An 18,689-nucleotide genomic window follows, 5' to 3' on the forward strand; every position below is an offset into this window, starting at 1 on the left:
GGTTAGTGATTATTTTGAAGGTAAAATGATTTCCTTTGGATATTCCCACTTCTGCAGTTCACTTTGAGGAACAACAGGAGGTTCACGTCCTGGACCTAAAACTGTAAGTGTTGTCAGATACATGCGGGCAAGCTCCTCCATGTACTCACAGCGCAGTACAGCCTCATGCAGAGAATCCTGATGTACAGCAATGGTTCCATGCTGCTGCATAAGAGCCACATCACTGTCCTTTAGTGCCTCAATTACGTTATCAGCAAGCTCCTTGGTGCCAGGACGACCGTATTTTGCAACAGGTATGGTGTTGCCATCTTTGCAGTTGAGCAGTGACAGCTCATAGATAATGGCCGGAATTGGCTTGTTTAAAACGCTAAAGGCAGTTGCAGTTGTTGAGTGGGTATGGGCTATAGCATGCACATCCTGTCTGTCTTTATATATGGCAATGTGCATAAGAGCCTCACTTGTAGGTTTTAAATTGGTCAGAGCCTCAACCACACGACCTTCAAGATCCATGACTACAATATCTCTTTCGGTCATACGCATGCGATCAAAGCCAGATGCTGTAATACAGATTAAGTCTGAATCTGGAACCCTGACGCTAAAATTACCTGATCTGTGTTTGCAAAGACCAGATCTTTCGGCATTTTGTGAACAAACTAAAACTTCATTCTTATATGAATCTAACATAACTCAAACCTCCGTCTTTTATAATTTATATAGATAATATTCATTATAATGTCTATAAACTATGTACATTTTCGTGACAGCCTTAAAATGTATGGTAAAAAGTGTGCATTTTTTTGTGACCTGTTTGATATTTTTTACAATAAAATCAGAATATGGAATACGTTGTAATATTGAAATAACCTATTGTTATTAAATGTAAATTTATCAAGTTAACTATTAATTGACTTTTGTTTATCCGTCACAATTTCACTAAAATTTTGTGACTTATGCTGTATTTTATAAGGGGGGGGGGGGGGGGCTAAAACAGCCTCATAAAGACCTTTGGCATGACTATTTCATAGACAAAAGCGTATGCAGGTTTGGTCGAATCATTAAAAGTTGCTTCCAGTGAACACTACTTAATCAAATGAGTTAAATACATTGCCTTAGAATCCACCAAAAACTCGGACGGCAATCATAGATTAAAACACATTTAAATTCTAATTCAGACCTTAATCTACTGTCTAATGGAAGCAAAGCTCCGTTATTTACTATAAGTAAGACACATAAAGCGTATTACACTTAACTGTTGGAGGTTGTGGATAGTTATAAAAATCAGGTTCAAGATAATTGAGACGCTAAAGTGATAGTAAAGGATCTGTTTAAGAACAAATGAAAATCTGCGACAAGTGAACTTACATCAAAGATTTAATAGGGAGGGAATAGATACTCTGTACCATATAAATATATCCACGAGAGTGAACTAAAAACTGTGTAAACGAAGATAGATGATTTAAAATATAACCATTATCGGAGTTTACTTAATATGGCAAGAATTAAACATAGCCCAATGGCTGAAAAGATAGCTGACCTTATAATGGAGCACTACAACCCAAAAGATGCCCAGAGTGCTCAAGATGCTATTAAAGAAGCATTTGCACCTGTTTTTGAAAGGATCCTTAATACTGAGCTTGATGCTCATTTAGGCTATAGCAAGAGCAGCACTGATGAGAAGGAGACCACCAACAGGCGCAACGGCTATTCTAAGAAAACCATTCAAGGCTCATTTGGTGAGGCAGAGATCAACACTCCACGTGATCGTGAAGGAACCTTTGAGCCAGTAATTATCCCAAAAAGGGAAAAAGACGTATCTCAGATAGAGCAAAAGGTCCTGGCCATGTATGCAAGAGGCATGAGTCAGAGGGATATAAGCTCAACCATTGAGGAAATCTATGGTTTTAAGCTCTCTCAAGACAAGATCTCCACTATAACGGACCTTATCCTGTCGGATGTTAATGAGTGGCTTAACAGGCCGTTAAAGCCTCTGTATACCTTTGTCTTTGTAGACTGCATCTATGTCAAGATGAAGAATGACAAGGGCTCTACAGAGAATCATGCCGTATATGTAATATTAGGCTTAGATGCTGAGGGGTATAAAGAGGTTTTGGGGCTTTATATATCCCCAACAGAGTCAAAGTCATGTTGGATGAATATATTTGACAATATCAAGAGCAGAGGCGTTAAGGACATACTTTTCCTGTCTATGGACGGTGTCTCTGGTCTTGAAGACGGAGTAAAGTCTATATTCCCGCAGACAGTTGTACAAAGATGCATTGTGCACCTTATACGCAATGCCTGTAAATATGTCCCTTACAAGGATTTAAAGGCTTTCTGTGCCGACTGCAAGGCAATGTATGGAGCTATTAATGCAGAGGCAGCTGAGGAAGCTCTGCTGCACCTTATAGACAAATGGGGTGATAAATACCCTGGAGCTATAAGGGTGTGGGAGAACAATTTCAACCATGTAACACAGCTGTTTAACTATCCATCGGCAATACGCAAAATCATGTACACCACTAATGCTATAGAGGCCGTAAACTCCAGCTTACGTAAGGTCACTAAAATAGGTATGTTTGAGAACAAGAATGCCGTGTTTAAAGTCTTTTATTTAAGAATTACAGGCGACCTGGCCAAGAAATGGGGTGTGAGCAGAGTCAGGAACTGGACATCTGTCTTAAACCAGATGACATGCATTGATAGTCTGGCTGAACGTATAAGGCCATATATAAACTAGTTTTTAAGCGTATAGGAGCAAGCCCGCCGCGCGGATAGGTAATACTACGTATTACCTATGGGTTGTCGCATCCTGTAAAACATAGAGCCAAGGGAGACAAAACGTGATAAACATGGGATTCCTGCCCCCTCAGCCATTTATGGACAAGCCCCTACGGGGTTGGCTACGCCAATCCATAAAAGGCTTTCAGGGGCAGGAAGAGGCAAAATCATGAAATGAGGTATTGAATTGTTGAAAAAAACAAGATAGCATAAATTTAGATTCTAAAATTGCGCAATTAAAGAATAAGAGATCTTAGTTTACACAGATCTCCGTTCCCTCCCATATCCACAAATTTGTAGAAATAAAAATTACACCATATAAGTTCGAATTATTCATAAACAGCAGGATAATTGTTAACCATACCCAATTAAGATGCTATACCACACAATGTATAATACACTGAAGTCTATGAAGATACTTTAAAACTAGGAGCAGTATAAAAGGTAGGCATATGCCTACCTCTATCACTCAAGTTAAGGTCTATATTAATATTTCTTATTTACGTGCATCAAGTAAAGCCTGAGCATTTTCTGTGCTTACAACAGTCCATGGAATCATATAGTGCTTTAACTGACCATCTTCCCATTTTAATTCAGGCTCATACTGTGCCCAAATATCTGACATTGGCTTATACTCTGGACCAATTACAGCTCTTAAAGCTACATCTATAGAGCCATGCATTTGAGCTTTAGCATCCTGCAGAATAGATACCATCTCACCTTCCTGTACTGCTCTAATTGCATCAGATACACCATCAATACCTGCAATAGCAAAATCTTTAGGATTTAAACCTGCACCCTTGATAGCTTCAATTGCACCTAAAGCCATTTCATCATTCTGTGCAATGACTCCATCAATTTTACCACGATGTTTCTGTAACCAGTTCTCCATTAAGACCATAGCTTCTGCACGGCTCCAGTTTGCTGTCTTTCTTTCTAAAACTTTCACTGCGCCTTCACCGCACTCAGCAATAGCTGTATCATTGCCCTGACCACGCTGAATTTCTCCTGAACCACCCTTCGGTCCTTCAATAATAACAACGTTGCCTTTACACTTTAATTTACCTAAAACAGCCTTAGCCTCCATGTAGCCGCCCTTAACATCATCAGAAACAACCTCTGCTGTTATATCTTCGGTGTTAAGTCTAGCATTTGTTACAACTACAGGAATTCCTGCTTCATTAGCCATAGTTGCTACATCAATATTTGCCTCAAAATCAAGAGGGTTTACAATAATGGCATTTGTCTTAGTCTGAATTGCAGTTTCTGCCTGGTTATTTTGAACCATTGGGTCGTAACGTCCATCATAAAATGTCAGCTCAGCAACTCCAGAAGTAACTGCAGGGTGCTCTTTACCATATCTTTCCATTAATTGCACAAACTCTGCCTTCATACCATACATCAAAACAGATATTTTTACAGGCTGCTGTGCCATTGCTGATGTTGATGCAAATAAGGCTGAAGCTAAAGCAACAGATAAAGCTAGTTTTTTCATAAATAAAACTCCTATAGTTTTAAAAGATTATTCTTTTGATTTACGTGAAGGATCAAGTAATACTGCTATAACAATCAAGGCGCCCTTAATAACTTGCTGATAATAGGATGGAACACCTAACAAATCTAAACTGTTGTTCATAACGCCTATAATCAGTACACCGAAGAATGTTCCTGCAAGTGTACCTATACCACCAGTCATACTTGTGCCACCGATAACTACTGCAGCAATTGCGTCTAACTCATAAGCATTACCTGCATTAGTCTGAGCTGATCCAGTTCTTGCTGTTAAAATGAGACCCGCAATACCTGCCAAAGCGCCAGACAATGTATAAACCAACACTTTAATTCTTACGATATTTATACCTGATGTTCTTGCGCTCTTTTCATTGCCACCTACAGCAAAGACATAGCGACCAAAAGTTGTTTTATATAATAGAATCCATGACAGAATAAAAATTAATAGATAAATTACAACTGGGACAGGAATTCCAGCCATATATCCATTACCGATCCATCTAAAATCACTATTTAGCTGAGATACTGGGTTGCCTCCTGTTGTAAGCAGGGTTAAACCTCTAGCTGCAGATAACATACCCATAGTGACAATAAATGGCTGAATTCTATACTTACTTAAAATTGCACCATTTACATAGCCACAAACAGTACCTATTGCTAATGCAATTAAGAAAGGCAACAGAACAGCATCTGTTGTATCTCCAATTTTTAAACCCGAATTACTTGTAGCAAATCTTGCTGCAACAATACCTGCCAAAGCAAGTACAGAGCCTACAGACAGATCAACACCTGCTGTAATAATTACAAACGTCATACCAATTGCTAATATGCCATTGATTGAGATCTGTCGAAGAATAATAAGCATGTTGTCGTAGCTTAAGAAGTAATTATTATCCCACTCACCTCTTGCTACCTGAATTTGGCCGATGATTGACACAATTATGCACAGACCAATGAACGCAAGAATAATTCCAGATTTTCTTAAAGTATCTTTACTCAGACCAAATGGTCCCTTTTTGTGTGCTAGATCCATATCGAGAGTTCCTTTTATATAAAATCAATACATAATAACTAAACGGCTAACTTCATGAGACTAGCCTGGCTTGCCTCTTTGGCATCAACTTCTCCAACAAACTCACCATCTTTAAATACGATGATTCTGTCACTCATACCAATAATTTCAGGTAATTCTGAAGAAACCATAATGATACCCTTTCCTTCTAGTGCAAGCTCTGACATAAACTTGTAGATTTCCTTTTTAGCGCCAACATCAATACCTCGAGTTGGTTCATCTAAAAGTAAAACAAGTGGATTGGTTAAAGCCCATCGACCCAATACAACTTTTTGTTGGTTACCTCCAGATAAATTGCCAACTATCTCAGCTGCATTTGGTGTTTTCACATTAAATAACCGAATCATATCGTCAGCGCGTCTTAACTCTTTATTCTCATTAACAAATGAGCTTTTACTGATATCAGTAAATGAAGCAATATTGATGTTTTCACATATTGATCTACACAGAACCAGGCCTGTCTCCTTTCGGTCCTCTGTAACATAAGCTATGCCGGCTTTGATTGAGTCGCTTGGCTCGTGCTTTAATTTAAGCTCGTTTCCATCTATTTCTACTGTTCCAGAAGTAGCATGCTTAATACCAAAGATTGTGTCTAAAAACTCACTTCTTCCAGATCCGACAAGACCGTAAATGCCAAGAATCTCCCCTTTTTTGAGGTTTAGAGATATATTTTTAACTTTCTTTTTCCAGGTTAAATTCTTTACCTCTAAAATCACTTCATCAGTTGGCTTATTAAACTTTTCAAACTCGCTCTTTAATTCACCTCCAATGATATGCTCAATGAGCTTTTCTCTTGTGAGATCTTTAATCATGCCATCTGTAACATAGCGGCCATCTCTGAACACAGTATATGTGTCTGCTATCTGAAATATCTCTGAGAGTCTGTGTGAAACGTAAATAATGCCCTTTCCTTTTGCAGCCAGCATTTTGATTACTTCAAAAATCTTTTGAGCGTCTTCCTCGCCAATAGCTGATGTAGGCTCATCCATAATAATCACATCAGCATCTGCATGTGACAGTGCCTTGGCAATTTCAACAAGTTGTTGCTCTGCTACACTTAAAGAACGCATTGTGGATGTTGACTTAATATTAAAGTGCAAGCTCTCCATCAACTCGTCAGTCATCTGATTGAGTTTCTTAAAGTCTATAAAACCATTTTTATTAGGCTCTCTTCCCAACCAGATGTTTTCAGCTACTGTTAAATCAGGAATAGCACTAAGCTCTTGCTGCACAATAGCTATTCCTGCATCTATGGCATCACCAGGATGTTTAAAATTAACCTGCTTGCCTCTAAGATAAATATTGCCTGCATCTGGTAAGATAAAGCCCATAAGTATGCTTAAAAATGTGGATTTTCCAGCACCGTTTCCTCCACATAATGCATGTATAGAGCCTCTTTTTAAGGTGAAAAAGGCTTCCTTTAATGCTTGTACCTGTCCAAAAGACTTTTGTACGCCATCAACATGCAACAAGATATCTTTAACTTCTATTGTCATATTTGTACCTGAGGATAAGCTGATTTTAAAATCTCTAAGTAACGCTGATAAGCCTCTTCATAAAGAGACACTTTACTGGTATCTGGTGTATATTGTGTCGATGCATCTAAACCAACATAATCATTGCAAAGAGATATAAGTGAGCTTTGTGTAGCATGCTCTGAGCTTGCCCAAATTACCTGAATTGCAGCGCCTAAGGATGCAGCTTCACTATTTGTTAAGCACACAACTGGTGAGTTAACTGTATTAGAGACGATCTCTCTCCATGCCTGACTCTTGGAACCTCCACCTGTCAATCTAATCTGATTTACTGCAATACCCTGTTTTCTAAACAGATCAATTGCATAGCGCAAACCAAATGTAGCACCTTCAGTAGCAGCTACACATAAATTGGCATTTGTAAAGTTAGTTGCGTCAATGTTATATAGACTTGCCTTGGCATTTGGCAGAGCAGGAATTCTTTCTCCATTAAAGAATGGTAAAAAAGTCAGGCCATTAGCGCCCGGTTGAGTGCTCTGCAGATAATGATTAAAATCATCTAAATTAGTTTCCAGTAAATTCTGTACTATCGATGTTGCAGATGTTACATTCATTGTGCAGATTAATGGCAGATAGCCATTTGTTGATGAACAAAAGTTTGCAATCTGCCCGTCTGTGATCTTATTTACATTATCGGCATATGTAAACAGAGTACCTGAAGTACCAAGACTCATGGTTATAATGCCTGTCTTGATATTTCCTGTTCCAATGGCAGACATCATATTGTCACCACCACCGGAAGATACAACTGTCTCAGTTGTAACGCCGAGTAATTTTGCAACTTCTGGTCTTACTGTACCAACAATCTGTGTTGAATCAATAAGAGTGTTTAAGCAAGACTCAAGCTTTCCTGAGTTGTCTATTGAATCAATTACTTCTTTTGAGTAACTTTTTGTTTTGACATTTAACAAGCCTGTTCCAGAAGCGTCTCCATATTCTGCGACTTTATTCCCTGTCAAATAGAAATTTATATAATCGTGAGGTAGCATGATGCTATCTAACTGCTCATATAATTCCTTATTGTTTTTCTTAAGATTTAAAATCTTTGATACTGTATATCCCGTTTGAGGAACTATTCCTAGCTTTTCAATGCAGGCCTTAGTTCCTCCTAAAGCATCTATTATTTCCTGATTTTCTTTTGCGGTGGAAGTATCACACCATAACTTTACAGGACAGATCACTTTGCCATTTTTATCAACAGGCACAAATCCATGCTGCTGACCAGAAACACCAATGCCCTTTATATCTTTTCCTGATATCTGTGCCTGATTTAATGCCTGTTTAAATGAACTTACTAAAGCCTCGATCCACCACTCAGCCTCTTGCTCGCGTTTTCCATTGTGGTCAGCTATCAAGTCGTGAGCTGCACTACCCTCTCCAATAATCTTGTGAGTGTCGGTATCAACTATTACAACTTTGGTGCTTTGTGTACCACAATCAATTCCTGTAAAGTATGACATCTTTTACTCCATCTCTATAACAATCTTGACATCTGTAGCACGACCTTCGGCAGCTCTTTCATAAGCATCTACTACGTCATCAAACTTGAATCTCGCAGAAATAAGCGGTTTGACATCAAGTTTTCCAGAAGCCAATAAAGCAATAGTTTTTGGATACATATTTGCGTATCTGAAAATGGTTTTGAAGGTTATTTCTTTTGCCTGTGCTGCAACAATATCAAATGGTGTAGGTTCTATTGGCATACCGACAAGAACAACGGTACCGCTAGGAGCTACATGCTCTGTTACATTTAAAATTACAGGAGCAGCACCTGTACATTCAAATGCAACATTAACACCCATGCCAGATGTTAACTCACAAACCTTAGCTGCTAATTCTTCTTTATTCTTACTATTTATTGGGTGAAGACCAGGATACTGTTTTGCTATAGCGAGTTTTTCATCGAATAAATCACAGATGATCACATCTGAACATCCTCCAGAAAGCGCTGCAAGTGCTGTGAGAATGCCTATAGTGCCGGCACCGTAAACTAAACCAATATCACCTGGCTTAATTTCAGCTTTAGTTGCTGCCTGCATACCTATAGCCAATGGCTCAACCATTGCGCCTTCAGCATAGGACACGTTATCTGGAAGCTTAAATGTAAAAGCTGCAGGGTGCACAACAGTTTCGCACAGACATCCATCAATTGGAGGAGTGGCCCAGAATCTTACTTCAGGATCTAAATTATAAAAACCAGATAGTGTTTGAATGGATGACATATTTGGAATGCCAGGCTCCATACAAACCCTATCTCCAACTTTTAGATTTTTAACGTTATTTCCAATCTCAACAATTGTTCCTGAAGCTTCATGACCTAATACCATTGGCTTCTCTACGACAAAGGATCCTATTTTTCCGTATTGGTAATAGTGACAATCACTACCGCATATACCTACGGTATTGATTTTAATTTTGACATCATTATCACCAACAACTGCAGGAGCTGGAACATCCTTTACTGCAATCTGCTTTGTGTGTTCTAAAACTAAAGCTTTCATAAGGCACTTCCTAAAATAATTTTATTAATGAACTTTTCCTGTTCTATTTATAACTAAAAACAATTTACTATGAAACCGCCTAAATTTGATATTTCTCACAAAAATTTAGAAAATTTTTAACTATAAACCGCAAAAAGTGATCAATATCTTATTTGAATCAAGCAGAATGATAAAATTTATTTCTAATTACTGTATTTTTATGTGATATACATCATATTTATAATAATAAAAAATACACTATTAATAAGATTTCATTAGAATCTAAATTGTAATTTTTACAAAGATTGATTTTTTTGCTTAAAACATCATTCCAAAGAGATTTTCTATCAATTAGTAAAATATTTTTACTAATAAGATACTTTAGTAAACAATAAATATACGATTTAAAAAATCTCTTGGTACTGTTAAGATACCTACTAGCTCTTAACCTACAGAATAGTATTGGAGTTGCTGCAACGAAACGGTCATATAAGGATTGATTCATTTCGATGCTGGCGAGTTTAACAGTAAATACGCATAAACAAAATTAACATTGTATTTTCAACAAGGTCAGAGGTCACTGTGAAGCCGACAACATCAAAACAAAATCATAAAAAAGTCAAAGGGACCATTTATAGAGAAAAAACTGTAAGCAAAGAGTTAAGTGTTCCTAGACTTATCTGCACCCTAATTACGAGGCATGGCTTCACATCTAATCCAGAAATTGCCAACAAATATGGAATCTCTTTACCAACGGCTATTTCATATACAAAAGAGCTGACAGATCGAGGAGTGATAATTGCTGATGGCAAATGCTCCTCTACTGGAGGTAAAAAGGCAACTAAGTTAACATTCAACCCAGATCATATTATCTCCTTAGGCATCGACATCAAAAAAGAGTCATATGTTTTTTGTGCAATCGACTTTTGTAACAACATAGTACATATGGAATCCATAAATGAGGTCTTTGAATTTAAGGAAAAATACTTCTCCAAGCTAATAGCTGAATTTAAATGTTTCAAAAATAAAGTTATTGATCTAAAGTCAAATATTTCGATCAATAGAGGTCTCGGTATCAGCATTCCTGCAGGAATTATTAATCCTCCTATGGAGGCTCAATCCCATGCATTAAAGCTCGATTTTGTGGATTTGGGTGAGTTTTTAAAGATAGATGAGCATGATCTTTTTTAATTAACGACTCAAACGCAGGAGCTATTGCAGAAACTAGTACTTATAGCAATGCTGCCAGCTTTATTTATCTATCTCTAGCCAAAACTGTAGGAAGTGGAATTGTAGTTCTAGGTAGACTGATGGAAGGTCTTAACAATAGAACTGGTGAGGTTGGACATTTAACCTTGGTTCCTAACGGAAGACTATGCTATTGCGGAAAGGAAGGATGTGTTGATCCATATTTAAATGAAAGTGCGTTACTTTCTGGTATAGATAAAAATATCGAAGAATTTTTTATAAATTTAAACACTAATCCTAGTTTAAATAGACTTGAAAGTTATAACCGATATATTAAGTATCTTGCAATTCTGATAAATAATCTAAACAACGCCTTGGATGTCAAAATCATTTTGGGTGGCACTATTGGTCCTCACCTCTATGACAGGCTTGATATTTTACAAAATGAGATTATGAGAATTGCATCATATCCTATAGACAACATCTTTTTAAAGCCAACTATATTTGAGCAACCTGCTGCTTTTGGTGCAGCTTTTGCGGCCAGAAAAAAGCATATAAAAAATCTTTAGTATATGAGTGCTCTAAAAATGGCTGTTTTTTATAAATTATTGAAAGATTAGGAGGCTCTTACTTGATATAGATTCAAAGCTTTCAAGAAATATTTTAGTTTTTCTTATTATTGGAGTAAACTAAAGTATATTAAGTAGAGCTTAAGTGCCAAATTAATTTGAGGAGCTTATATGTTTAACAAACTGGCCTTAATATGTGCCATACCGTTTATGACCATGACGGCTAATGTCTATGCTGAAGAAGTTCCAGCTGCAGATCCAAATGCACTTGAAAATGCTATGACAGAGCAGGTTGAGGTTGGTTATTTTGATATAAAAACCTGATATTGTTACTAACCTTGCTCAAAGCGATTCTAAAGAAAGGCTCCATTATGTTCGTCTCAAGGCCAATATCATGGTTATGGACAGTAATGATCTGCCACTGTTGCAGGAACGTGAAGCCTTAATTAAAGATACAATTATATCTATTCTCGGCTCCAAGGTTTTTTCTGATGTTAACAAACCAACATCAAGAGAAGAGATTAGATCAGAGTGTCTGCAGAAAATATCCGATATGATGTATGAAAAGGATGGCAGAAATATTGTGCAGGACTTTTTAATTATCAATTTCCTCTATCAGTAATTAATACATCAAGAGGAAATTTTAAAATATCTAAAGCTCAGGCCTAGAACCTGAGCTTTTTCATATCAAAATAGCCAACAGCCAGACCTACAAGCAGTCCGCCTAAATGGCAGATATTAGCTACACCGCCCAATAAAAAGCCAATACCTATAAATATAACCGACACAGTCAGAAGCCCCTGTGGCATATATAACTCATCTGGTAGATCCTTGCGGCGTGAGAGCATAGCCATATAACCAATAACCGCATAAACCACGCCAGAGAGTCCACCAAAATGGATCCTGTTTCATGGTTTTGCAGTAAAAACTGCAGGGCATTTGATATAAGTCCTGAGGATATAACCAAGGATATATCTTTACAGTGCCAATTTTATTTTCTATGCCGCGAGCAAAGGCCTCAAACATAACGAGATTAAAGGCAATGTGCAAAATAGAAAAATGTACAAAAATTGGAGTTAAAAGTCTCCATATTTGAGCACTATCCGTTATCTGCCTTATATCGTAAAGACACAGCAGTGCATAGACACTGTTGGCATCAAACAGACCATAGACATAGGCAATGACACAGATAACTTCAATGGCTGTAAACCACAGACAGAAAGTTAAAGCGCACCAGAGCTGTCTGCAGATAGGTCATAAGCCCATTGGCTCTTGCCATTTCTCTGGCCTTAGAGGCTGTACTGCTCTGTGTAAAGCTCTTGTTGCAAAATGACAGAAGTTCAATTTTTGCTCTTGAAACATCTTTTTGATTTGCAACATAGATACCAATGCTAGCCCCGCTAAAGCGTGTTGCACAGTCAATACCCAAAGACTGCAGACGGGCGCAGAACTCTACGCCTGTCTGCTTGTTTGGTACCAGACCCACAAAATGCGGGTATGTTATATCATCTACTATCTTGAATTGAGCCACTTCATATACTCAGCTACGCCCTGAGCTACAGTTTTAAACTCTATGTCGCATCCTGATGCTCTAAGCTTGGTTAAATCCGCCTCGGTAAAGCACTGATAATGACCTACGAGGTGCTCTGGGAAGTCAATAAACTCGACCTCTCCTCTGCCGTGATACTTGATTACAGCCTTGGCAATATTTAAAAACGGCTCGGCTCTGCCTGTACCACAGTTGTAAATACCTGATGGACCGTTATGTTCCCAGAACCATAGGTTTACCTTGCACACATCCTCAACGTAAACAAAGTCACGGGTCTGGCCGCCGTCTGGATAGCCCATACAACCTTTAAACAGTTTTGGATTTTCGCCCTTTAACATCTGATTGTTTAAATGGAAGGCAACGGATGCCATAGATCCTTTATGATTTTCACGTGGTCCGTATACATTAAAGTATCTAAAACCTACAACCTGAGAATTGATATGTGGTAGTCTTGAGCGCACATATCATCAAAGAGGAATTTTGAATAGCCATAGACATTCAAAGGTGCCTCATTGACTCTGTTTTCAACAAATACAGAGCCCGCCGCCGTATGTGGCTGCAGATGATGCATATAAAAATGGAATCTTAGACTTACGGCAAACTCAAAGAGAGTTACTGTATACTCATAATTGTTGCGCATTACATACTGACCATCCCACTCGGTAGTTGCAGAGCAGGGCGCCCTCATGGAATATGCCCTCAATGTCTCTTATATTAAATCTTGCGGCAAAAGCCTTTTCATCCTTAATCAGGCTAGAAAATCGTCCCTGTCCATGTAATCTGCAATATCCAGATCAACAAGATTTGTAAATTTGTGTCCGTCTTTTAAAATGGTCAACAACTAAAATATCTTTGCGACCTCTGTCATTTAAAAGCTGACGATATTGCTGCCGATAAAGCCGGCACCGCCAGTCACTATAATCATATTGCCACCTTAAATTTCATCTTTTCCATCTGATTATATAATAGTTATCTTTGCTCTTAATAAAAACTAAAAAAAATACTGCCACAAAGTGGGCATGATATTCATAAAAGCCAAGTTAATATAAATTTGCTACAATATCTAAAAAACAAGGATTTACAGCATGCAAACAGCTACACGAATACTTATTATCTGCCCGTCATGGCTTGGCGACATCATCAATGAGCCAGAGTCTTATAAAGTTTTAAAACAACTCTATCCTGGATGTATTATCGATGCCTTTGCTCCTGCCTGGACCATACCGGTGCTCAAGCGTATGGAAGAGGTGGACAATACCATTGAAAATCCATTTGGTCATGGCGTGTTTGATCTGCTAAGAAGAAAAGTTGTGGGCAGATCGCTCAAGGGCAATTATGATATGGCCTTTATTCTGCCAAATTCATTTAAGTCAGCCCTGATTCCATATTATGCCGACATTAACTACAGACGTGGTCTTAAAGGCGAATCGCGCTATGTTGTTATCAACGAGATGCGAAAAAACAAAGAAGATTTTCCTTTGATGGTACAGCGCTATGTCTCTCTTGCCTATTCAAATGAAGAGGTTAAGACAGCATCTGATCTGATGGACTTTGAATATCCAAGCCTTAAGGCCTATCCTCCATCTGAAGAGCTAATTGTCAGACTTAATCTTAAACGGACAGAAAGTTTATTGCCATAGGCTGCGGTGCCAACTATGGCCCTTCAAAGCTTTGGCCTTTTGAATACTATGCTGCAGTATGTGAGCACTTTATTAAAAAAGGTTATGCCATTATGGCTCTTGGCTCACAAAAAGATAAAGACAGTGTTGAGCAGGTTCTATCTCACATAGGCTCTGAATATAAACCTTATTTTATGATGTAGCAGGTAAGACCGATCTTACCGAGGCTCTTGATATTCTGACTTTATGTGCAGGTGCTGTGGTCAATGACTCAGGGCTTATGCATTCGCTTGCAGCTCTTGATATTCCTCAGGTATGCATCTTTGGCTCCACCTCCACAGGCTATACACCGCCACTGTCTAAAAAGGCTATATGTGTCGAGTCTGACGAGCCATGTCATCCATGCTTCAAGCGCGAGTGTAAATTAAAACCTATGCCTGTCAGAAAAATATAAAACACTCTACGGTTATAGAAAAGTTAGAAAGTCTGCTTGAACATGAGAATACTTAGCTTTTTCATAACTTTTAATCTATAAGCTTTTAACCCTGATAGCTCTTATACCAGGAGTTTTATTCCTATGCTATAAAAAAAGACGCGATCCTCCCTATGGCAGGAGGGTCATGGAGCTCTTTGGCTTTTGCCCGTACAGATTTAAAAGAAGCATATGGTTTCACACAGTAAGTGTGGGTGAGGTAATAGCTGCAAGACCTCTTATCAATAATTTTGTAAAGCGCCATCCTAAATTAAATATTATTGTAACCACCACAACTACCACAGGTGCCCTAGAGGCACAGAAAATAAAGGGCATTACCCATATTTTCGCGCCGCTTGGACAGTTCTCTTGCTCTTGGTATTTTTACCTCAAGAGTAAAACCAATCCCATCTTTTTATCATGGAGACAGAGCTGTGGCCAAATATGCTTGATATCTGCCACAGACATAAGGTCAATGTCACTGTGTTTAATGCCAGAATGCCTGAGAAAACCTGTCTTAAATATGAAAGATTCAAGTGGCTGGTCAAAGATCTTATTGCAAGAAAAAATATCCATGGTTATTGCTCAGACACCTGATGATGCCCAGCGTTTTGAGCGCATAGGTATAAATAAAGATAGAATCTTTGTAGCCAATTCTCTTAAGTATGATTTAGTGCCAAATGATGATCTCTTCAAAGAATCCTATATGTTTAAAAAGGCTCATGACAACTATTTGTCATAGGAGCCATATCAACACATGATGGAGAGGAAGAGCAGATCCTTGAGGTTTTTCTCTCTTTGTATGATATGTATCCGCATCTGCGTCTAGTGCTGGTGCCGCGCCACAAAAGCGGTGTGGACAGGGCTATTGCCTTTTTAGATGAAGTCAATACCAGATATGTCAGAAGATCACAGGCGCACAAGTTACCGAGCTCTTTACAGAGTCATCATTATAGGCGACACCATGGGTGAGATAGAACTCTACCTTGGTCTGTGCAACATTGTATTTATGGGAGGCAGTCTTGTAGATATAGGAGGCCATAATCCTCTTGAGCCTGCCTACTTCTCTTTGCCTGTAATTACAGGTCCTTACTATTATAATTTTAAGATGCAGTTTGAGGACATGATTGATGCAAGAGCAGCCTATCTTGCCAATGATGAAAAGAGACTGTATGTACTACTTGAAAACTTTATAAATGATACAGAGCTATGCACCAGAACCGGCCTTAAAAGCACTTGATGTACAGGAAAAAGGCCGTGGTGCAATAGCAAAAACTCTTGAGCTTTTTGAAGTGGCGCTTAAAAAGTAGCTACTTCATAGCCATATTATTGATAAAGTCTACATAATTTCTGGCGCTTACTGCTATTGCAGAGGCATCAACTGACTCGCCCTCTGAGGTGTTTGCGCCATAGAATGCATATACACCTTTAAAGTCAGCACCGCAGTATTTAAGTGCCTGAATATAAGGGCGCACATAATCCTCAAGAGAGTATTGAGCTCCGGCATTTACATCATATTTTTCAGCAGCACCCGCCTGTAGTTACAGCCAAAGCCACATGTTTACCCTCAAGTTTGTTGCCACCCTTGTAGGCCCAGCCTGCTGTAAGTACTGTATCAAACCAGGACTTGAGCATAGGAGGTGAGTTAAACCAGAAAAGAGGAAACTGAAACACAACTGCACCGTTGTTCTCTATAAGAGAGTGTTCCTGTCCGACATTGATAGGTGCATGAGGATATGAGCTTTGCAGGTTATGAATCAGAATATCATCAGGATATTTGCGTAATTCATCAAATCCATCTGCGATTTACAACTGAACGATCAAAATAAGGATGATCTACTATAATTAGTGTCTTCATTTTATATCCATTCCTTATCTGTTATATTATCTAGTATTATGTTACCTAAATTTTATCTAAATGACTATGCATTAATTTAACAAAAGTATCTTTATTAAAATAAAAACTTTCTTGGTGCAGATTTTGCTCCTTTTCAAAGAGCGTAACAGCCTATTTAACATATTTACATAGAGATCTTTGCTCATGTTTTTATCTATATAACATTTATCAAATCAATTATGTAAATCTGCTTGTTATTATCTATTAATATATTTTTAATATTAAGGTCACTGTGTACTATTTTATTTTTATAAAGCAGTGCACAGGTATTTAATATTTCAATATATGTCCTGTCATTAAGTGACTTTTTCATTAGCAGTTGACACAGATTCTGTGTATTTTCTATTTGCTTTATAATAATGTCCTGTTTTATAAACAGTAAGCCTCTGCTTTCTCTTGCAGCAAGAGCCTCAGGCACAGGCAATATTCAATGCGCGCATTGTCTGCAAAAGCTCAAGCTCATCAAAAGCTCTGTGGGCGAATCTAGCGTATTTAAAAAAGCTGTCCCTAAGCAATCTGCCAATCAGACCACCGCGCCTGTAGCTTCTGTATACAAGCTTTTTATGGTCTTGTGTCGTGTATAAAAAAGAACAGCCTCTGCCACCTACAGTTTTAATATCACCTGCAGTGTTCTTTATACTCTTAACATCAAAACGCTCTGCTATTGTTGCAATATCAAGACTCTGCCATGCATTATCTGCAATAAGGTACAGATAGCCTTTATATTCTAAAGTCTCTCTTGCCATCAGCCATTTCCAAGCACTATGGTGCCCTCTTTGTCAGAACTTCTGTCAACTTCAATGACCGGCTGTACAGTCTCCATCAGACTGTCATCCTGTATCAGGCCACCTGCTGGCTCAACCTTAATCTCGCCAGATTGTGACTGTTCCTTACTCTTTTTGCTATCATCAGAGCTGCTGTCATTGTTATCAGAACTCTTATCTTCACTTACTGCCACATTTTTATTTTCATAGCCCTTGTCAATAGAGACGTCGGCATGCTCTGATGAGGCCATAGATGAGAGCATATTACCAAAGAATATAGTATCAAGGCGTCTTGATTCTAATGACTGAGCCTCAATTTCTGTCAAGCCACACTGTGCTACATCATACTTTTCAAGGCACAGATAATTTACCTGATCTGTATAGCTTGCATTGATATTAAACTTATCTGAATTAAATGCTGAGATAAAATTCATAACCAGCATGATAAGTGCCAGGTACAAAATATGAGCCGTACGTATACGGTGTGATCTTTCAATAAGAACCAGCACAGGCAAAAGTGCAAAAGAGAAGATTATAATCAGATGCCAGTAGCTAAAGGTAATGGTGGAGATGGCACCTGCCAGCATTAAAGCGAGCATAGAGGCAATGGTTAGCGATCTGACAAAACGCATACCATCATTCTGAGCATACGGAGATGATGAGATGACTTTGTAGTTGGCATATACAGCTATAATTAAAGTAACAGCTCCTATTATCTGAGTAATGCCTAAATATAGATAGCGGAGGATCTCAAGATACAAAGGAGCATCAGCTGCCACATCTGGTACCAGAGCCTTTTTGGTTATCAATAAAGATCCGAATCTAAACCAGTAGACCAAAGCCTTGAGTACAGGATAAACATGTAAAAGCCCATAGCCAAAGTATCTGTCCTTGGCATCCTGCGAGCTGTTTTCTCTATAGCCTCATTTACCATAAACTCATTTATGTATGGAATCAAGGTTGCAGCCACCAGTGCAAGACCAACAAAAATACTACAAAACTTATAGTAATATCACGGCGCAGATATGAAATACCGCAAATGGCAACAAGCACCGGCCAGGAAAAGTGCAATTGCAGACAAAATCCTGCCGAGAGTGAGAGCATAAGAGATGATAAAAATGCTGTGGCATAGGAAACTTTGTGACCCCTGACTCTAAGGCGCACCAGCATATTTAAAAAAATGGCAGCTCCCAAGGCAAGATATGATGGATTATATAAAAGCTCATCGTATAAAAACCATGGAGATAGTGCATA

The 18,689-nt window shown here is 38.4% G+C and carries 23 protein-coding genes and 3 pseudogenes; 10 read left to right on the forward strand and 16 right to left on the reverse strand.

From position 1 onward, the window contains the following. Positions 1-9: 9 nt before the first annotated feature. Positions 10-684: a class II aldolase/adducin family protein gene (locus DRZ93_RS06940; RefSeq protein ID WP_113745420.1), complete on the reverse strand. Its 675-nt coding sequence runs from the start codon at positions 682-684 to the stop codon at positions 10-12. A gap of 805 nt (positions 685-1,489) precedes the next feature. Here DRZ93_RS06940 and DRZ93_RS06945 point away from each other — a divergent pair. Further along, positions 1,490-2,737: an IS256 family transposase gene (locus tag DRZ93_RS06945; protein ID WP_113743108.1), complete on the forward strand. Its 1,248-nt coding sequence runs from the start codon at positions 1,490-1,492 to the stop codon at positions 2,735-2,737. 537 nt (positions 2,738-3,274) lie between these two features. On the opposite strand, the gene DRZ93_RS06950 is transcribed toward DRZ93_RS06945, so the two are convergent. Genes DRZ93_RS06950 through DRZ93_RS06970 form a run of 5 tightly spaced genes read right to left on the reverse strand, consistent with a single transcriptional unit; the run spans position 3,275 to position 9,398 of the window. Then, positions 3,275-4,273 carry a substrate-binding domain-containing protein gene (locus tag DRZ93_RS06950; RefSeq protein WP_113745421.1) on the reverse strand — a complete coding sequence of 333 codons (999 nt, stop codon included), beginning with the start codon at positions 4,271-4,273 and terminating at the stop codon, positions 3,275-3,277. Positions 4,274-4,300: 27 nt separating this feature from the next. Beyond that, complete coding sequence (locus DRZ93_RS06955; protein WP_113745422.1) at positions 4,301-5,323, reverse strand: ABC transporter permease; 1,023 nt, start codon at positions 5,321-5,323, stop codon at positions 4,301-4,303. A gap of 38 nt (positions 5,324-5,361) precedes the next feature. Then, entirely contained in the window at positions 5,362-6,858 is a 1,497-nt protein-coding gene (locus tag DRZ93_RS06960; RefSeq protein ID WP_113745423.1) for a sugar ABC transporter ATP-binding protein, read from the reverse strand. After that, positions 6,855-8,357, reverse strand: coding sequence for a xylulokinase (gene xylB / locus DRZ93_RS06965; protein ID WP_113745424.1), 1,503 nt, complete (start codon positions 8,355-8,357; stop codon positions 6,855-6,857). The genes DRZ93_RS06960 and xylB overlap by 4 nt, the downstream gene beginning before the upstream one ends. A gap of 3 nt (positions 8,358-8,360) precedes the next feature. Then, a complete protein-coding gene (locus DRZ93_RS06970) occupies positions 8,361-9,398 on the reverse strand; it encodes an NAD(P)-dependent alcohol dehydrogenase (RefSeq protein WP_113745425.1) in 1,038 nt (345 codons plus the stop codon). A 561-nt stretch (positions 9,399-9,959) separates the two neighbouring features. Between DRZ93_RS06970 and DRZ93_RS06975 the strand changes: the two genes are divergently transcribed. The 4 genes from DRZ93_RS06975 (at position 9,960) to DRZ93_RS06985 (ending at position 11,756) form a co-directional block, all read left to right on the forward strand. Further along, positions 9,960-10,568 (forward strand): winged helix-turn-helix domain-containing protein, encoded by a 609-nt coding sequence (locus DRZ93_RS06975; RefSeq protein ID WP_172458111.1) that lies wholly within the window; start codon positions 9,960-9,962, stop codon positions 10,566-10,568. 23 nt (positions 10,569-10,591) lie between these two features. Continuing rightward, positions 10,592-11,134, forward strand: coding sequence for an ROK family protein (locus DRZ93_RS06980; RefSeq protein ID WP_245933787.1), 543 nt, complete (start codon positions 10,592-10,594; stop codon positions 11,132-11,134). 171 nt (positions 11,135-11,305) lie between these two features. Continuing rightward, positions 11,306-11,458: a hypothetical protein gene (locus DRZ93_RS13540; RefSeq protein WP_172458113.1), complete on the forward strand. Its 153-nt coding sequence runs from the start codon at positions 11,306-11,308 to the stop codon at positions 11,456-11,458. Position 11,459: 1 nt separating this feature from the next. Then, positions 11,460-11,756, forward strand: a complete 297-nt coding sequence (locus DRZ93_RS06985; RefSeq protein ID WP_113746184.1) for a flagellar basal body-associated FliL family protein — start codon at positions 11,460-11,462, stop codon at positions 11,754-11,756. 43 nt (positions 11,757-11,799) lie between these two features. On the opposite strand, the gene DRZ93_RS13875 is transcribed toward DRZ93_RS06985, so the two are convergent. From DRZ93_RS13875 to rfaD, 4 genes and pseudogenes are all read right to left on the reverse strand, one after another. Continuing rightward, positions 11,800-12,036: a rhomboid family intramembrane serine protease gene (locus DRZ93_RS13875; RefSeq protein ID WP_281268122.1), complete on the reverse strand. Its 237-nt coding sequence runs from the start codon at positions 12,034-12,036 to the stop codon at positions 11,800-11,802. Then, the gene (locus DRZ93_RS14020; RefSeq protein WP_113746186.1) at positions 11,951-12,385 is read right to left on the reverse strand and encodes a rhomboid family intramembrane serine protease; all 435 of its coding nucleotides are present in this window, start codon (positions 12,383-12,385) and stop codon (positions 11,951-11,953) included. The genes DRZ93_RS13875 and DRZ93_RS14020 overlap by 86 nt, the downstream gene beginning before the upstream one ends. Continuing rightward, positions 12,330-12,665, reverse strand: coding sequence for a hypothetical protein (locus tag DRZ93_RS07000; protein WP_113746187.1), 336 nt, complete (start codon positions 12,663-12,665; stop codon positions 12,330-12,332). The genes DRZ93_RS14020 and DRZ93_RS07000 overlap by 56 nt, the downstream gene beginning before the upstream one ends. Then, a pseudogene (gene rfaD / locus DRZ93_RS07005) lies at positions 12,647-13,608 on the reverse strand (ADP-glyceromanno-heptose 6-epimerase). Before rfaD ends, DRZ93_RS07000 begins: the two are co-directional and overlap by 19 nt. A 160-nt stretch (positions 13,609-13,768) precedes the next feature. Here rfaD and waaF point away from each other — a divergent pair. The 5 genes and pseudogenes from waaF to DRZ93_RS07030 all read left to right on the forward strand — a co-directional run bounded on the left by waaF (position 13,769) and on the right by DRZ93_RS07030 (position 16,014). Continuing rightward, complete coding sequence (waaF, locus tag DRZ93_RS13880; RefSeq protein WP_113746188.1) at positions 13,769-14,323, forward strand: lipopolysaccharide heptosyltransferase II; 555 nt, start codon at positions 13,769-13,771, stop codon at positions 14,321-14,323. Beyond that, a pseudogene (locus DRZ93_RS14025) lies at positions 14,320-14,394 on the forward strand (hypothetical protein); the annotation flags it as partial. The gene waaF and the pseudogene DRZ93_RS14025, both read left to right, overlap by 4 nt. 146 nt (positions 14,395-14,540) lie before the next feature. Then, positions 14,541-14,756, forward strand: coding sequence for a glycosyltransferase family 9 protein (locus DRZ93_RS13885; protein ID WP_281268123.1), 216 nt, complete (start codon positions 14,541-14,543; stop codon positions 14,754-14,756). A 166-nt stretch (positions 14,757-14,922) separates the two neighbouring features. After that, on the forward strand, positions 14,923-15,516 hold the full coding sequence (locus tag DRZ93_RS07025; RefSeq protein WP_113746191.1) for a glycosyltransferase N-terminal domain-containing protein: 594 nt from the start codon (positions 14,923-14,925) through the stop codon (positions 15,514-15,516). 138 nt (positions 15,517-15,654) lie between these two features. Then, positions 15,655-16,014, forward strand: coding sequence for a 3-deoxy-D-manno-octulosonic acid transferase (locus DRZ93_RS07030; RefSeq protein ID WP_146741102.1), 360 nt, complete (start codon positions 15,655-15,657; stop codon positions 16,012-16,014). Positions 16,015-16,084: 70 nt separating this feature from the next. On the opposite strand, the gene DRZ93_RS13545 is transcribed toward DRZ93_RS07030, so the two are convergent. The 6 genes and pseudogenes from DRZ93_RS13545 to DRZ93_RS13550 all read right to left on the reverse strand — a co-directional run. Beyond that, positions 16,085-16,249, reverse strand: a complete 165-nt coding sequence (locus tag DRZ93_RS13545; protein WP_172457971.1) for a hypothetical protein — start codon at positions 16,247-16,249, stop codon at positions 16,085-16,087. A 46-nt stretch (positions 16,250-16,295) separates the two neighbouring features. After that, on the reverse strand, positions 16,296-16,580 hold the full coding sequence (locus tag DRZ93_RS07035) for an NAD(P)H-dependent oxidoreductase (RefSeq protein WP_113746193.1): 285 nt from the start codon (positions 16,578-16,580) through the stop codon (positions 16,296-16,298). Positions 16,581-16,825: 245 nt separating this feature from the next. After that, positions 16,826-17,089 (reverse strand): lipopolysaccharide kinase InaA family protein, encoded by a 264-nt coding sequence (locus DRZ93_RS14030; RefSeq protein WP_172458115.1) that lies wholly within the window; start codon positions 17,087-17,089, stop codon positions 16,826-16,828. Continuing rightward, positions 17,082-17,417 (reverse strand): protein kinase family protein, encoded by a 336-nt coding sequence (locus tag DRZ93_RS07045; protein WP_113746195.1) that lies wholly within the window; start codon positions 17,415-17,417, stop codon positions 17,082-17,084. Before DRZ93_RS07045 ends, DRZ93_RS14030 begins: the two co-directional genes overlap by 8 nt. Further along, a complete protein-coding gene (locus tag DRZ93_RS07050) occupies positions 17,417-18,244 on the reverse strand; it encodes a hypothetical protein (protein WP_113746196.1) in 828 nt (275 codons plus the stop codon). The genes DRZ93_RS07045 and DRZ93_RS07050 overlap by 1 nt, the downstream gene beginning before the upstream one ends. Positions 18,245-18,389: 145 nt before the next feature. Beyond that, positions 18,390-18,689: pseudogene (locus tag DRZ93_RS13550) on the reverse strand (hypothetical protein); the annotation flags it as partial.

Source organism: Anaerobiospirillum thomasii, from assembly GCF_900445255.1.
In the GTDB taxonomy this organism is placed as follows: domain Bacteria; phylum Pseudomonadota; class Gammaproteobacteria; order Enterobacterales; family Succinivibrionaceae; genus Anaerobiospirillum_A; species Anaerobiospirillum_A thomasii.